Consider the following 15818-nt stretch of genomic DNA (forward strand, 5'->3'; position numbering starts at 1 on the left):
AAAATGAAGACCAGTAATATTATTGGGAACACAAAAATTCCTATGGGAAAAAACTCAAATAATCCCTATGTTGTAGGCGGTGTGTTTCTAATAATTTTTTTCTTCACCATTTATTCTTTACCAAATTTATGGGAGGATAAACCATCTCTAATTATTACTTCTAAAGATGGTAGTGAGCTCACTAATTCTCACTCCTCAATCAAACAAATTCTAATTGAGAATAATCTAACTATTTCTAATGTAAAACAAAATGACTCAGATCGTATTGTGTACCAATTCAATACGGTTAAAGAGCAAATAATCGCCAAAGAGTTAATCCTCCAAACCCACAAAGATATTTTTAATATTTCTCTAACGTTATTATCAGACACTCCTGAATTTTTTGATAGCATAAAAGCAAAAAAAATGAAGCTTGGTTTGGACCTACAGGGTGGTGTGCACTTGCTTTTAAAAATTTCTTCTGACGAATTAGTGAGGCAATATCTTGGTTCGGTGCTAAGTGAAATCAGTCAATTGCTAATCGAAAATAATCTCAATGTTACTTCAACTGAAATTATCAGTAATTCTTTATTTTTGTACGCTCAAACTATAGAGCAAGCTAACAATATTTTTAAGATTTTAAATAATAGTTTTGCGCAGGAAATATCCGTAAATATCCAAGCTCCAACCGCCAAAGGTATTCCTTTGCTTTTGCAAATAACTAATTCTCGTTTATCACAATTATTCAAAAATGCTATTGAGCAAAATATGAGGGCACTTAATAATAGGATAAATGAACTTGGTGTGACTGAACCAATAATTCAAAGGCAAGGAATTGATAAAATCCTCATTCAATTGCCTGGTTTACAAGACACTGAAAGAGCTAAAAAAGTTCTTGGCTCGACGGCGAGTTTAGAATTTAGATTAGTTTCTTTGGATCAAAGTGGGCTGGTTTTCAAAGATAGAGAAAATCAATCTGTTTATTTGCAGCCACAGATAATTGTTTCAGGTGATAGTATTACTGATGCTGTGGCAACTATTGACAGCTCAACAGGTGAGCAGATCGTTTCGGTTAGATTGGATGCTAGAGGAGCCAGTAAAATGGAACAAGTTACAGCTCAAAATCTTCAAAAGCCAATGGCTGTGATTTTTAAAGAAAAAACATTTGAAGGTGCGCAAAAAAACACAGTGATTAGTACCGCAACCATCAGAGATGTTTTAAGTTCGCGATTTCAAATTTCAGGATTGACAAAAGAGGAATCAAAGGAACTCGCGTTATACTTACGAAGCGGTTCGTTGCAGTCTCCTGTTGAAATTATCGAAGAAAAAACTATTGGCCCATCTTTAGGAACAAAAAACGTTGAGTCTGGGTTTCGATCTGCGCTAGTTGGCGTACTCCTGATCACTTTGTTTATGGTATTTTATTATCGATTTTTTGGTTTAATTGCTATAAGTTCGCTACTAGTTAATTTTATAATGACAATTTCAATTCTATCTATTTTTGAAGCGACATTAACTTTACCTGGAATTGCTGGTATAGTGCTTAATTTAGGAATGGCTATTGATTCTAATATTCTTATTCATGAAAGAATAAAGGAAGAATTAAATGCCAAACGGAGTTTTCAAGACAGCATTTATTTTGGCTATAACCGCGTCTTTGTTACAATTCTAGACTCAAATTTAACCACTTTGATTGCAGTAATGTTTCTTTTTAGCCTTGGAAGCGGCCCAGTTAAGGGATTTGCGATTGTTATATCCGTTGGTGCTATTGCAACAATATTTTGTGCAGTTACAGTTAGTAGAATTCTTGTAAATATGTTTTTTAATAAATTTAAAGATCTGCCTAAATGGGCTCTATAAAAATGAAGCAAATTAATTTTTTTAAATTTTATATTATTTTAGTTGCCATTTCAACAATGGTGATTTTAGCTTCTTTTTCACTTATTATGATGGGAAAATTAAATTTAGGCATTGAATTTACTGGAGGGTATTTAATTGAGGTTTCTTCTGATTCTACAATAAATACTGATATTCTGAAAGAAAAAATTGAAAAAAGTGGCTTGGCTGTTTCTTCAATACAATATCTTGATGACACAAGACACGCTCAAATAAGGCTCTTTCCAGTCGATGACCCTCAAAAAAAATCCGATCAGTCTTCTGTGAATAATTATGTTTTGAGCACTATGAGTAATATTATTCCAAATATTACAAAAAGTGAATTTATTGGCCCGTCTGTTGGGGAAACTTTAAAATTTAGTGGTTCGATCGCTTTCATAGCGTCTCTTGTATCGATATTGCTTTATCTTTTGTTACGGTTTAATCTCATATTGTCAATTAGTGCGATTATTTCTCTTCTCCACGACGCTTCCGTTGTGTTACTATTTTTTCTTCTAACTAAAAATACCTTTGATTTAAACGTCTTGGCGGCGATACTGGCAATTATGGGCTATTCTCTCAATGATAACATTGTCATTTATGATCGATTTAGATCAAATTGTCTAATCCATGAACATGAGTCCATTAAATCTATTTTTAATCTTTCAATAAATCAAATGTTAAAAAGAACTATACTAACTTCTGGAGTAACCATGCTCTCAGTGCTTTCATTGTATTTTATTGGCGGAGTCTCACTAAAAGAATTTTCGCTTGCTTTAATTGTAGGAATTATTACTGGAACATACTCAACAATTTATATTGCAAGTGGGCTTGCTATTTTATTTGGTGCACAGCGAATTGTCTCTAACGCCTCCACCCAAAATGAAGACAACGATTATTATCTAAAGAAGTTCTCTAAGTAGGATATCTTGATTGGACACCAGGAAGTCTACTGCTTGAAAGTGTCCCCCTATAATATACTCCACACTGTTAAGTGGTGATTTTATGGTCTTTATACTTCCTCCGGCTTCAAGTATTAATAAAGATAAACTGTCATGTAATGGGTTTGATAAAGGTATTAATAAAGCATCTACCCTAGACATCGCTACTAGTCCGTAAAGAATTTGAAAGTTACCAAATACACGAGGGGTGTATTTATTATTGTTTAAGTTAAATGCTTTAATACTTTCAAAATCACAACCAACCGTGTAATGAATTTTATCAACGGATTGCTTGCATCTAATTCTCCTTTGTTCGTAGTAGCTCCCAGATCCTTTAATTGCATAATAAAGCACATTATTAAAAACTTCCAATAAAACAACACCTTGAGTGACTCCATTTTTTTTCCAAGCAACACTTATCGTGTAGGGGTATTGATATCGAATATAATTTTTTACTCCATCAAATGCAAAAATATACCATGATAACTCCAAAGCCCCATCGTTTTTTTCATATTCTTTATAAACAGACATCGAAGGATATGATTTTTGAAGTAGCTCAACAAAAATGCTGTGGATTTTGGAATTAATCTTGTCTTCAAAATCTTCAGTAATTTCAGGTAATTTAGAATGTATTTTCCGTAAAACTTCCCCAACTGATACGCAAGATTTTTTAGCTACTTCAGCAAGAGCTTCGTTATTAAAACTTTCAGTCATTTATTTTGTCATTTAAGTGAATTTATGTATGTTGTGCTATAATCATAATCTAAGGAGATATACAATTATATGGCATATTCAGAAAAAGTACTTGAGCATTATTCAAATCCTAAAAATGTAGGTTCACTTTCAAAAGATGATTCAAATGTTGGAACTGGTTTGGTCGGTGCACCAGCCTGTGGGGATGTTATGAAATTGCAGATCAAAGTTAATGAACTGGGAATTATTGAAGATGCAAAATTTAAAACTTATGGTTGCGGCTCAGCTATTGCATCTTCGTCACTAGTTACACAAATGTTACTTGGAAAAAATATTTCCGAAGCACAGCAAATTAAAAATTCTGATATTGCGGAAGAGCTTTTACTTCCACCAGTTAAAATACATTGCTCTGTACTTGCTGAAGAGGCGATTAAATCTGCTATTAAAGATTTATTGTCAAAGAAAAAAAATGCATCTAACTGAATCTGCTGTAAAACATATAAAAAAACAATTAATTACAAGAGGTAGAGGGATCGGTATGAGAGTTGGTTTGCTTTCTTCAGGATGCTCTGGTTATGAATACTCCTTTGAGTTTTTAGACTCAATTCAAGCAGGTGAAACAATAGAAATGCACCAAGACTTAACATTGGCAATTCCTAATAATTTTTTTACTCAACTAAATGATCTTACAATTGATTTCGTAACAGAGGGGTTGCAGAGTGGGTTAGTGATCCAAAACCCAAATGAAAAAATAAAATGTGGATGTGGAAAAAGTGTTGGTTTCTAGTCATCAGTATCCTGGAATTGCTTTTATATGCCAACCAAAAATTATTTCAGTATATTGCAACTTGATATTAGATGCGATTTAGATAGAAAAACTCTAGACTCCCATCTAATTACCTTACTTGACTCTACTCAGAATAATAAAGAAGAAATTCTTGAAGCGTATTCTGTACTTAAAGATAAATACGAAAGATACAAACACATTGTGTTTTTACTTAATCCAAATACTGATATGTCCATGGAAAAGCACTCTGTTTCAGTAGTGTTACAAGCTTCACAATGGTATGAAGAACTTGAAAATGTTTCAAATAAAAATGCCCTCGCTCAACTAATTGAAAAATATGAATTCATCCATGATGAATGTTATGAAAAAATTAAGCAAAATAATTTTTCAGAAGATTGTGTGAATTACTTGGTTAAGTTAAACTATTTAAGACGATTTTTACAATACAGTAAAGAAAAATTTCTTATCGCGTCTAGTCAGTAAACATAATGCCCACATTTATTCAAATTAAAGATTCTAGTAAAGAAAAAAATATAGACCAAGTTATTTTTGGAATCGACTTAGGCACTTCACAATGCGTAGTTTCTTGGTATCAAAACGGTGAGTTTAATTTTGTTTTGGATGAAAATGGCTCACGTACAATACCTTCGTTGCTAATATTTGACACTGACGCAAATTTAATTATAAGTCAGGAAAATAAAAATTCAGAGAACTCTACATCTATAATATCTACTAAGCGATTACTCTCGCTTACTCAAGATGAATATAATCAATTGAAAGATAAGTTACCGTATTCCACCTCCTTTGAAAGTGAGTTAGGAGTGGTGATTCATTTGGGCCAGCAACGTATTTTACCTTCAAGTTGCGCGCAGTTTCTGTTGACCTATTTAAAAAATTTAACTATCAGTACAAAGAAATTTCAACAAGAAAAACTTAGATGCGTGATCACTGTTCCGGCATGGTTTAATGAATTACAAAGAAGATTGATAAGGCACGCTGCAATTCTTTCGGATTGGGAAGTCTTGGGATTAATAAGTGAGCCTACTGCTGCCGCGTTATCTTATTTTCATAATAATCCTAAAGATGGAGTCTATTTGATTATTGACTGCGGTGGAGGGACAACAGATATTTCCGTGGTTAGACAATCAAATACCACCTCTTTAGTAGTTTATTCTAAAGGAAATAATCAGTTAGGAGGCGATGATATAGATTCGTGTCTGTATAATTATATCCATAACTCAAAAAACCCAACTCAAAATATCGATCATGTTACTTTGTTAGAAATTAAAAAAATTAAAGAACAATTTACTCCATTGACAAAAATAGAAGTTACTTCACGTGAGGATGGATCGAAAATTAAAATTGACTTCCCATTATTTAGTCAAATTGTTCGGCCTTTTATAGATTCATTTACTGAACTTTTAAATCAAGTTATTGATGAATTACATGAACTTGAAATTAATCCTGATGTTGTTATTCTTACCGGAGGCACATGTCAATCTCCAATTATTGAGCCAATTATAAGAGGGAAGTTTCCAATTCTCGAAATTTTTAACCACAATCCTTTGACTGCAGTTTCACAGGGCGCTACGCTACACGGTAATTACTTGTTAGGAACTGGCCAAGTTCGATCTAAACTTATTGATACATTGCCATTTTCAGTAGGTGTTGAAACCTATGGAGGGGTTATGGAGAAAATTATCCCTCGCCTAACGGTACTTCCCGCAAAATGTACCCGAGATTTCACTACGTGGTCTGATAATCAAAGTGGCATGGTTTTTACTTTATACCAAGGTGAGCAGGAGCAAGTTACTTTGAATCGATGTTTAGGTGCATTTACGCTTTCAAAATTAACTAAAACATTTGCTGGTTTGATTAGAGTACGATTTGAATTACAAATAGATTCCGACGGAATTATTACTGCCAAAGCAACCGAACATAATAAAGCAAATTCTGTAGCCTACGATGTTCAAGTGGATCGCTCTATTTCTCAAACAGAGCAAGTATCAAATGATTGTGAATTTGTTCAAATTACCAATGCACGTTTAAATGCTTACCGTATTCTTCACCATATTAAACAACTATCCGAATTACGACCTCTCCCCAGTGAAATTAAGTTACAAGTTCAATCGTTAAATAGCAGCTTGCAGAATTCTAATTTCGAAACTCTTCTCGCTTCAATTTCTAAATTAGAAGAAATCTCAAAAAACTACGTATCTGATGTGCTTTCTGATACGTTACATAACACCATGGTCGGTAAGCAAATTAACAATATTAGCAATAAATATAATGAATAGAATCTCAATATTACCTCATCCAGTATATTGTCCTCAGGGTATTGATATAAATCAACCGAGTACAAACTCATCATTATTGGATATATCACTTTCCCATGGAATTAAAATTGAACATGCGTGTGAAAAAGTATGTGCTTGCACTACTTGCCATGTCTTTATTAGAGAGGGTCTCCACTTATTTTCCCCACCAACAGATCTTGAAGATGATATGCTCGATCGAGCTTGGGGGCTTGAGTCAGTATCTAGATTAAGCTGCCAAGCAATTTATACTGGTGGATCTATAATAGTTGAAATTCCAAAATACTCTATCAATCACGCCCAGGAAAATAAATAAATCATGGAAAATAAAAAAATATATTGGTCAGATATCTACGAAATTGTTGATTACTTAGAACAAGCACATACTGAGCAAGATCCTCGTACTGTGCTCTTTGCCACGTTATATGGTTGGATTATTTCAATTCCTAACTTTGCAGATGACCCCAAAAAGTGCAATGAAAAAATTTTAGAAAGAATTCAACAGACATGGTGTGATGAGCGAGGTGGTTAGAGTATAATAAAGTTGTATAATCATATGAAAACTAGAACTCTTGCAATTTTGAAACCTGATGCGGTACGTAAAAAACATATCGGTGATATTCTCGCTATTATTGAGAAAAATAACTTTCAAATTACTGCATTAAAAATGCTACATTTGTCAAAACCTGAAGCTGAAGGTTTTTACCAAGAGCACGAAAAAAGACCATTTTTTACAGATTTAGTTAAATTTATGATTAGTGGCTCAATAGTTGTTATGGTAATAGAAGGTGAGAGTGCCTTTTCAAGATTTAGAAACTTAATTGGTGCTACTAATCCCAAAGAAGCTGAACCAAATACCATCCGATCTATGTTTGCAACTTCAATTGATGAAAATGCAATTCATGGCTCAGATTCAGAACAAAGTGCTTCGAGAGAAATTTGTTATTTTTTTAAAGAACATGAACTCGACTCAAGTTCCTAACATTATTGGGTTAACTAAGTCTGACCTTGAATGTAAGCTTTTTGAATTAAATCTACCGAATTATAGAATTACCCAAATTTTAAGTTGGCTATATCAATTGAGAGTGGGTAGTTTTATTGATATGGTAAATTTACCATTGTCTCTAAGAAAGTACCTTGAACAAAATTTCAAAATTAAATGGATTGAACCAGTAAATGAATTTTTATCTGTCGACGGAACAGTAAAATGGATTTTTAATTTGGATTGTCATAATGTTATTGAGACAGTGTATATTCCTGAGATTTCTCGCTCAACACTATGCGTTTCTTCCCAAATCGGCTGTGTTCTTAATTGCTCTTTTTGTGCTACAGGCAGAATGGGTTTTAATAGAAACCTGCAAACTGATGAAATATTATCACAAGTACATTATGCAATAAATAGAATTTATAAAATTCACAAACGAAAAATTACAAACATAGTTTTTATGGGGATGGGCGAGCCCTTATCTAACACAAATTCAGTGTTTTCAACTATTGAGCTTTTATTACATCCAAATGCTTATGGTATCTCAAAGAGAAAAATAACCGTCTCAACCGCAGGAATTGTGCCAAAAATTGAACTTTTTGCCGAAAGTAAACTTGGTGTTTCTTTAGCGCTTTCTTTACATGCTCCAAACGATACCTTACGTAATTCACTAGTACCACTCAATAAAAAATACCCCATCAAACAAACACTCGAATCATGTTTTCTTTATCTTGCTAAAACGAATTCAGAAACCTTAACAATTGAGTATACTATGATTGATCAAGTCAATGATTCGGAAGATCTTGCGTGTCAATTAGCGAAGTTATTAAAAAATAAGCCAGTGAAGATAAATTTGATTCCATTTAATACATTTGATGGTTCAGGTTATAATACTAGCAATGAAGAGACAACTTTACGATTTGCTAAAATTCTTAAAGATCATGGACTTTTTACAACTATCAGGAAGAATAGAGGGCGCGATATATCGGCCGCGTGTGGCCAGCTTGCCAATAAAATTGTGGATTTAAGTAATAGGCAAATTAAATTTATCAAACCTACTAATGGATTAATGGCTCTATGAATATAAACCTGTTTTTGACTATCTTATTCAGTTTGAGTTTAACGTCTTGCGCTTTAAACTCAAACGATACTTCGCTTGATAATTCTGATTACGCCTTTAAGAGAAAAGAAGCGGCTAAAATTAACGCTAAATTAGCTATTCAATATATCTCAATTAATAGATTAGATATTGCAAAAGAAAAGATAGATAAAGCTTTATTAGAGGATGACAAGGCGCCGGAGGTGTTAAATGCTTCTGCAATATTTCAAAGTAAACTAGGAAATCTAGATAAGGCAGAATACTATTTTAAGCAAGCGCTTTTGATGGATTCAAATAATCCAGAAATTATGAACGATTATGGAGTATTCCTATCAATTGAAAAAAATGAATTTGAAAGCGCATTGTTATATCTTTCAAAGTCGTATTCTAATCCTTTAAATACAAAAATAGAAATTAGCGCTACTAATTTAGCAAATACACTTGCGTATAAATATAGAAGTAAAAATTTAATAATTCCAGACAACGAACTACTTAGAATTAGAGGTTTTTTAGATAGAGCAATCAGTTCTAATGAACAATATTCTGTTGCGTACTTGTCTTTTGCAGATATTTTGTACTATCAAAAACTATTCCCAGAGTCTAGAAAATATTTACTTAAATACTTCGAATTAAATAACCCTGATCCTGTTACATTGCTGCTAGCGATTCAAATAGCGATAGGAAACAATAACATAGTAGAAAAAAATAACTATGAAAAAATATTACTAACACAATTTCCAAACTCATTACAAACTAAGACATACATCAAGTCATTACAAGAAAAGAATAAATAATTTATTTAATTGATATGCTTGGATCAAAAATAAAGACAACAAGAATATCTAAAAATCTTTCATTAGTTCAACTCTCGCAACTTACTGCTATTAAAGAAATTTACTTGGAAGCTTTGGAAAATGAAAATTACAAGCAACTTCCTGATCATGTTTATATAATAGGTTACCTGAATATAATTTCTGATACCCTTAGCATCCCATCACAAATTCTCCATTCTTTATATGAAAACGATCAACTACTTCAAGATTCAGTCCGTAATATCGGTTATTCAGTTAAAATAAGTCGTCACGCACCTAGAAATTATTTTTTATGGTATTTATTAGGCGGCGGTGTTTTGTTTTTGACATTACTAGTTGCGACTTTTTCAGCTATACGATCAACTGGTTTTTTATTTCTAGAGCCAATCAAGATAACTAACGAAGTAGTCCCAGTTATAGAAAATCCAATGACTAATCCTGAATTCACTTTTCACAGAATTGATTCGTCAATACAATCTGAATTGTTTAATAACACTTCACAGGTCTCAAAAAATTTAGGAAAAAAATTAAAACAATTTCATATAATTGCAACAAAAGAAACATGGGTGCTGATCAAGGATGAGGAAACAGGTGATGGTATATTTAATGGCATCATTCCTGCAAATAAAACAGGCATGTATTTCACAATACAATCGACTGCTAGAGTATATATAAGCAATGCGTTGGCAATAAAATTATTTATTGATGGTCAAGAATTTAGATATTCAAAACATATCTCACCGAACAATACTGCTAAATTTACTGTACAGTAACAATGATAACTAAATCTAATATTTCTGCAGTGAAAGGTATGAGAAATATATTCCCACCTGATAGTTATAAAAAACAAGAAATAATTAACCAATGCCAAACAATAGCACAACAGTTTGGTTACTTACCTTGGGAATTGCCCATTTTAGAACGAACTGAATTATTTAAAAAAACTTTAGGAGATGATAGTGATGTGGTTGGTAAGGAAATGTATTCATTTGTAGATATTGGAGGTGAAGATGTTTGCTTAAGGCCAGAAGGGACTGCGGGTGCGATAAGAGCTGGTTTAGAGCACGGCTTATTTTACAATCTCAATCAAAGAGTCTCTTATCATGGTTCAATGTTTAGAAGAGAAAAACCACAAAAAGGAAGATTTAGGCAATTCACACAATTTGGTTTTGAATATTTAGGCGCATCTTCTCCCTTAGCGGATATCGAAATGATTCTAATTACCAAAAATTTATTAGCAGAACTAAAAATTATCGACTCTGTGGTGTTGGAAATAAATTCAATCGGCACTAGTAAACAGCGTGCTGAATATTGTAATTACCTTAAGCGTTGGGAAGCTTCAAATGTTATAGAATTTTCACCTGAGCAGAGAAGAACGTTTGAAAATAATCCGCTTAGAATATTAGATACTAAGGATGCTTTAATTAAATCAAAAATTTTAAATCTTCCGACAATGGTTGATTTTTTACTGCAAGATCAAATAAATAATTTTTCTTATATCAAAAATATTTTATCAGAGAAAGGTATTACTTTTATACATAATCCTTTGCTAGTGCGTGGTTTAGATTATTACAATGATTTTGTTTTTGAATGGAAGTTGTTAAATGAAAATAAAAGTCAGAATAGTATCATCGCTGGTGGTCGGTATGATTCGCTTCCTTCTGTTTTAGGAGGTAGTCAAAATTATGCAATTGGGTGTGCAGTTGGTGTTGACAGAATTTTAGATTATTTTGACATTACCACAACAAGTAAAATAACTTTTTATTTTATCCCCCTAGATCAGTTGTCTCTTGTCTGCCTTGATATTGAGGTTGAGAAATTAAGGCGTATTTTTAAGGATACAATTTTTGTCATTGACCATAGTTTAAAAGGACTCAAAACTCAAATTCGAAATTCAGAGTCATATAATCCTTGTGTATATATTATAATGGGTGATAAAGAGCGACTAGATGGAAAAATAATGATAAAATCAAGCAATGATAATTCTGCGTTATATCCAATAAATGAATATGTTAACCAAATTGAGAGAATAATAAAAAATGGAAGAAGTTGAAATACATTCATGGAGAGATTTTCTCCTTCATTATAAATTGCTTTTCATTACAGTCTTTACTGGTATTTTCTTTGGTGTTGTTTTGTTTTTAGGTTGGAATTATTATCAAGAATATCAATCAGTAACAAGAAATAAATCTAGTACCGTCTTTTCTAGAGCAAGCCAAATTGATGAAGTGAATAGCAAGGAAATTCAAGAACTCCTCCTACAAAATTTAGATATTTTTGACAACGATTCATCTAGTGCTTATCCTATCTTTGCGAGACTATTAATTGCAAAAACATATTTTGAACAAAATAAAATCGATGAAGCAATCAAATCTTACCAGTGGATATTAGACAATAACAATAATAACTATTTCTTATGGGTAACAAAAATTAGACTTTCTAAATTGTTTCAAAATATTAATAAAATTCCAGAAGCAATTGAAATCTTAAGCGAAGCTTCTTCAAAAGAACCACCTCCAAATGGTCTCAAAGAGTTGGTTGAAAATGAACTTGGAAACTGTTACTATCAATCTGGTAATATTGATAAAGCTAAGGCATTTTGGCAAAGTGCATTTAATTTATCAAAAAGTAAAGATAAAAAGATATTTTATCAAATTAAAATTGATAATGCAATTTCAAATTTGGCTAATTAATTAAAAATGATTTATTTTAAGTTCATTTTTATTATGTTAGGGTCGTTTATTTATACCATTGCCCAATCTTCTGATTATTTAAAGGAACGAACCTTCAAAAAATCTTACATTTACACAAAATGGATAACGAACCTTGAATTTAAAGAGTATAGTTTTACCACCATCCCCTCAGTATCGTTCTATGAAAAATTGTTAATTGTCGTTTCTACTAATGGTCAAATATACTTTGTAAATAAAAAAAATGGAGCAATAGTTAATAAAATTAAATTACCTTATAATTTAAGTTGTGGTGTCGCGATAGATTCCCCAAATAACCAAATGTACACTTGCTCTCAAACAGGTGAAATTATCTCAATTAGTCTAAATAAACCGCATCAAATTTTATGGGTTAGAGATATAAATGCTGAAGTTATTATCAAACCTACAGTCTCTTCTAAATTAGTCCATGTCAAAACTCAAGATGGTACAGTGTACTCACTATCCATACTTGATGGTGAAATTGTGTGGTCATTTAATAAAAATGTACCAAAATTATCATTAACTGGTGGTTCCCCTCTGTTACTTTCAAGTCCGTATTTGTTCTATCCTACAGATTCTGGAAAGGTCGCAATACTAAGCGTGGAAAATGGCAAGCTTTTATTTGAGTATTCACTTGCAAATAAAAACAATAGTTCTGATTTAGAAAATATATCTGATATTGATTATGATATAGCTATTTACAATGATCAACTTATAGCCATGACTTTTCATGATCAAATAGCCTCATTTTCTTTAACAAAAGGAGCGAAAGTATGGAGTTCATCAATTGATAGCTGGTCTTCTAGTTTCTTGTTAAATAACGCCATTATCGCCGTTGCTGACTCGGGCTCAGTCTACTCAATATCTCTAAGTGACGGACTGGTTCTATGGAAGTCAAACCTTCCATTACATACTTCAATTTCTCAAGTTGTTGCTAATAATCAGGTTGTCATTTTGTCTGATCCAATAGGTAAAATGCATGTCTATGAAACAAGTTCTGGGATTTATTTAGACTCTTTTATTTTACATTCCAAACAATACACTATAAAAAAATTCAATATTTTTATAGATCCTGTAGACTCATCTAATTTATTTCTTTATAGTTTAAATGGCAGGTTAATTCGTATTATTCTTGACTATAAAAAATAACATTGCAAGCGCCAATAATAATTTTAATTGGAAAACCTAATTCAGGTAAATCAACGCTATTTAACGCAATTGCAAACAAGCATGTGTCATTAGTAACTCCGTTTGCCCACACTACATTAGATTATCAAGAAGTGCCACTAAATATTAATTCAAAATACTTCTCTTTAGTTGATACCATGGGTCTTCATAATTCAGATGGAGTGATTACAAATTTAGCTTTACAGCAGATAAAAAAATTAATAAATGACGCTACATTAATTTTATATGTAATTGAATCACATAACGGGATTACAAGTGAAGATATAAACTATATTAAAATTTTAAAACTTCGTTCAAAACCTACCGTGATGTTGCTCCACAAAAAAGACTTATTGCAACAGTCGGATTTGTTGTTTAAGACTCAAAATATTTATGGCTTCACGAGTTTCCCAACTTCTATTTATGATAAAGCTTCTATCCAGTCTATCAGAGATCACATCTTTAAAATTGGCTCATCAATCCCTACTGAAAATCAACTGAAAGAATTAGAAACAGTACCAAGAGTAGCAATTATTGGCAAAACAAATGTTGGAAAGTCTACATTATGTAATTTATTGAACCAAGGTACTAGATTAATTGTTTCAGAACTAGAACACACAACTAGGCACAATACTAGTTTATATGTTCACATTAAAAATAAAATATTTGAAATAATTGATACTCCTGGACTTTCTACTTCGTTACAAAAATCTAAGCGCACACTAACACTTACTTCGCGTATAGCCAGTCAACACCTACAAGCAATTAAACTTGCCTCCATAGTTGTAGTTATGTTAGATTCATCAAAACCAATTACAAAACTAGATCTTAAAACTATTCGTAAATCTACTATTGCCAAGAAGTTAACAATTGTTTTATTAAACAAGTACGACATGGTAAAAACTCCCAATGACAAGCACCAGCTTGACTTAAATATTGCGTCTATACAAGCCAAATTCTCAAGTTTACCAGTTTTATTAATTTCATGCAACACAAAAAGCGGGTACTCTTCTTTTGTCAAGGAGTTGTCACGTTCAGCTTTACTCTTGAGTAAACCAAACCTAGTTTCAATTTCTGAATTAAATTCAATCTTCAAAGAAGCGTTAAAATACTCACCGCCACATAATAAAAGAGGGGTTGTGCCAAAATTAAAATATGTTCATTGGGCTGATGATGAGCATAAAAGTATTGTAATACATGGTGAAAATTTGCAATATGTATCAAAAACCTACACTCAGTACTTACAAAAGTTTCTTGCAAGCAAATTTGGCACACAATCATCAATTATCACTATAAAATACTTAATAAAGAGTGACAAAAATTGATGAAAATATATTAAAATGGAAAGCGTAAAGATAAATAAGGAGATTGCAACATGAATACAACTATTACCAGAAAACTAATTTTTTTATTTTCAGTGCTATATTTAAATATAACGCTTGCTGAGGTTCCAACTGTTTTATTAAGCCCAAAAGAAAAATTATCAAACATAGATTACAGGAAATCTTATTTCACTATCTTAGGGAATAGTTTTGGACTAATAAATACAATGGCTATTGAGAAAAAAATAGTTTTTGATATGAAACAAATCAGAGAAGCAACCGATAACATGTATTACATTACTAAAGTAGAAGTTATTAAACGGGGATTTGGTTTGAATTCCATCATTCCAAAACAAACAAAAGCAAAAGCAGAAATTTGGAAAGACTGGGACACTTTCACTAAATTACATAGTGAGATGATTGATAAAATTGACACACTAAAAAGGGCTGTAGATAAAGATAAAGATGACTTTATTATTGCGGATATTGCAAAAGACGTGGGAAATTCTTGTAGAAATTGCCACGATAAATTTAAATCTAAAAAGTAATTTTAAAGCTATCTAATTGCACTTTATTTGTGAGATGGTAAGATCATTACGTTTGTTATATTCAAATGTATTTTTGATTTGTGGCTGACCATCTTCTTCAATAGTAACAGTTATTCTTAATTTACCTTTCTCGGTAATTTCGTAGTTTTCTTGTATAGTTTTGTTTTGTAAAGTGCTGATTATTTGTATTTTACCGTCTTTATCTTCAAATCCATTTTGAAATTCACCAGTTATAACTTCAGAAGATGTAATAACTTTTAGATTTTGATCTTTTGATAAAGGTATTGAACGGAAGATTCCATTTTCCTCAAAAAGTTGAATAAATTTTTCGGTGTCATAGGATATTAAAAATGGCCAAGGTGATCGTAAAACATCTGCAATTGTGTTAGATTTACAAAACTGGTAGCTAACTTTGCTTGAATTTAATAATCCCTCATCTATCGAGTTAACCCAAACGCCATTTAATTGCATTTGTGAAGGTGGTGGGTTTGAGTTTTGACAAGAAGTAACTATTACTATTATTAGTACGCTATAAAATTTTTGACTGATGTTCATTATGGTTTTCATAATTGTTGCTATTTTAC

General features: G+C 31.9%; 19 protein-coding genes. 17 read left to right on the forward strand and 2 right to left on the reverse strand.

The window, feature by feature from the left end; all coding sequences use genetic code 11:
• The first annotated feature begins 3 nt into the window (after window positions 1-3).
• Together secD and secF are read left to right on the forward strand one after the other, a co-directional pair.
• Window positions 4-1839 carry a protein translocase subunit SecD gene (secD, locus tag QM538_00595; GenBank protein ID MDI9346995.1) on the forward strand — a complete coding sequence of 612 codons (1836 nt, stop codon included), beginning with the start codon at window positions 4-6 and terminating at the stop codon, window positions 1837-1839.
• Window positions 1827-2777 carry a protein translocase subunit SecF gene (gene secF, locus QM538_00600; GenBank protein MDI9346996.1) on the forward strand — a complete coding sequence of 317 codons (951 nt, stop codon included), beginning with the start codon at window positions 1827-1829 and terminating at the stop codon, window positions 2775-2777. Before secD ends, secF begins: the two co-directional genes overlap by 13 nt.
• Here secF and QM538_00605 read toward each other — a convergent pair.
• On the reverse strand, window positions 2757-3509 hold the full coding sequence (locus QM538_00605; protein ID MDI9346997.1) for an inositol monophosphatase family protein: 753 nt from the start codon (window positions 3507-3509) through the stop codon (window positions 2757-2759). The genes secF and QM538_00605 overlap by 21 nt on opposite strands.
• Before the next feature lie 69 nt (window positions 3510-3578).
• Between QM538_00605 and iscU the strand changes: the two genes are divergently transcribed.
• The 15 genes from iscU to QM538_00680 are packed head-to-tail and all read left to right on the forward strand — an operon-like array spanning window position 3579 to window position 15234.
• Complete coding sequence (gene iscU, locus QM538_00610) at window positions 3579-3971, forward strand: Fe-S cluster assembly scaffold IscU (protein MDI9346998.1); 393 nt, start codon at window positions 3579-3581, stop codon at window positions 3969-3971.
• Complete coding sequence (locus tag QM538_00615) at window positions 3958-4275, forward strand: iron-sulfur cluster assembly accessory protein (GenBank protein MDI9346999.1); 318 nt, start codon at window positions 3958-3960, stop codon at window positions 4273-4275. Before iscU ends, QM538_00615 begins: the two co-directional genes overlap by 14 nt.
• Window positions 4276-4302: 27 nt before the next feature.
• On the forward strand, window positions 4303-4758 hold the full coding sequence (locus tag QM538_00620; GenBank protein MDI9347000.1) for a hypothetical protein: 456 nt from the start codon (window positions 4303-4305) through the stop codon (window positions 4756-4758).
• A 5-nt stretch (window positions 4759-4763) separates the two neighbouring features.
• Complete coding sequence (locus tag QM538_00625) at window positions 4764-6572, forward strand: Hsp70 family protein (protein MDI9347001.1); 1809 nt, start codon at window positions 4764-4766, stop codon at window positions 6570-6572.
• A complete protein-coding gene (gene fdx / locus QM538_00630; GenBank protein MDI9347002.1) occupies window positions 6565-6906 on the forward strand; it encodes an ISC system 2Fe-2S type ferredoxin in 342 nt (113 codons plus the stop codon). Before QM538_00625 ends, fdx begins: the two co-directional genes overlap by 8 nt.
• 3 nt (window positions 6907-6909) lie before the next feature.
• Window positions 6910-7122, forward strand: a complete 213-nt coding sequence (gene iscX / locus QM538_00635) for a Fe-S cluster assembly protein IscX (protein ID MDI9347003.1) — start codon at window positions 6910-6912, stop codon at window positions 7120-7122.
• Between the two features lie 24 nt (window positions 7123-7146).
• A complete protein-coding gene (gene ndk, locus QM538_00640) occupies window positions 7147-7572 on the forward strand; it encodes a nucleoside-diphosphate kinase (protein MDI9347004.1) in 426 nt (141 codons plus the stop codon).
• Window positions 7550-8656 carry a 23S rRNA (adenine(2503)-C(2))-methyltransferase RlmN gene (rlmN, locus tag QM538_00645; protein ID MDI9347005.1) on the forward strand — a complete coding sequence of 369 codons (1107 nt, stop codon included), beginning with the start codon at window positions 7550-7552 and terminating at the stop codon, window positions 8654-8656. Before ndk ends, rlmN begins: the two co-directional genes overlap by 23 nt.
• Before the next feature lie 32 nt (window positions 8657-8688).
• Entirely contained in the window at window positions 8689-9468 is a 780-nt protein-coding gene (locus QM538_00650; GenBank protein ID MDI9347006.1) for a hypothetical protein, read from the forward strand.
• A 14-nt stretch (window positions 9469-9482) separates the two neighbouring features.
• Window positions 9483-10259 (forward strand): helix-turn-helix domain-containing protein, encoded by a 777-nt coding sequence (locus tag QM538_00655; GenBank protein MDI9347007.1) that lies wholly within the window; start codon window positions 9483-9485, stop codon window positions 10257-10259.
• A gap of 2 nt (window positions 10260-10261) precedes the next feature.
• A complete protein-coding gene (gene hisS, locus QM538_00660) occupies window positions 10262-11539 on the forward strand; it encodes a histidine--tRNA ligase (GenBank protein ID MDI9347008.1) in 1278 nt (425 codons plus the stop codon).
• Complete coding sequence (locus tag QM538_00665) at window positions 11526-12179, forward strand: tetratricopeptide repeat protein (protein MDI9347009.1); 654 nt, start codon at window positions 11526-11528, stop codon at window positions 12177-12179. Before hisS ends, QM538_00665 begins: the two co-directional genes overlap by 14 nt.
• Window positions 12180-12212: 33 nt before the next feature.
• On the forward strand, window positions 12213-13346 hold the full coding sequence (locus QM538_00670) for a PQQ-binding-like beta-propeller repeat protein (protein ID MDI9347010.1): 1134 nt from the start codon (window positions 12213-12215) through the stop codon (window positions 13344-13346).
• 2 nt (window positions 13347-13348) lie between these two features.
• Window positions 13349-14689 carry a 50S ribosome-binding GTPase gene (locus QM538_00675; GenBank protein MDI9347011.1) on the forward strand — a complete coding sequence of 447 codons (1341 nt, stop codon included), beginning with the start codon at window positions 13349-13351 and terminating at the stop codon, window positions 14687-14689.
• Between the two features lie 50 nt (window positions 14690-14739).
• Window positions 14740-15234, forward strand: a complete 495-nt coding sequence (locus QM538_00680) for a cytochrome c (GenBank protein MDI9347012.1) — start codon at window positions 14740-14742, stop codon at window positions 15232-15234.
• A 12-nt stretch (window positions 15235-15246) separates the two neighbouring features.
• Here QM538_00680 and QM538_00685 read toward each other — a convergent pair whose 3' ends face one another.
• Entirely contained in the window at window positions 15247-15801 is a 555-nt protein-coding gene (locus QM538_00685) for a hypothetical protein (protein ID MDI9347013.1), read from the reverse strand.
• Window positions 15802-15818: the final 17 nt, after the last annotated feature.

The organism is Candidatus Methylacidiphilales bacterium (assembly GCA_030054035.1).
In the GTDB taxonomy this organism is placed as follows: domain Bacteria; phylum Pseudomonadota; class Gammaproteobacteria; order JASGCS01; family JASGCS01; genus JASGCS01.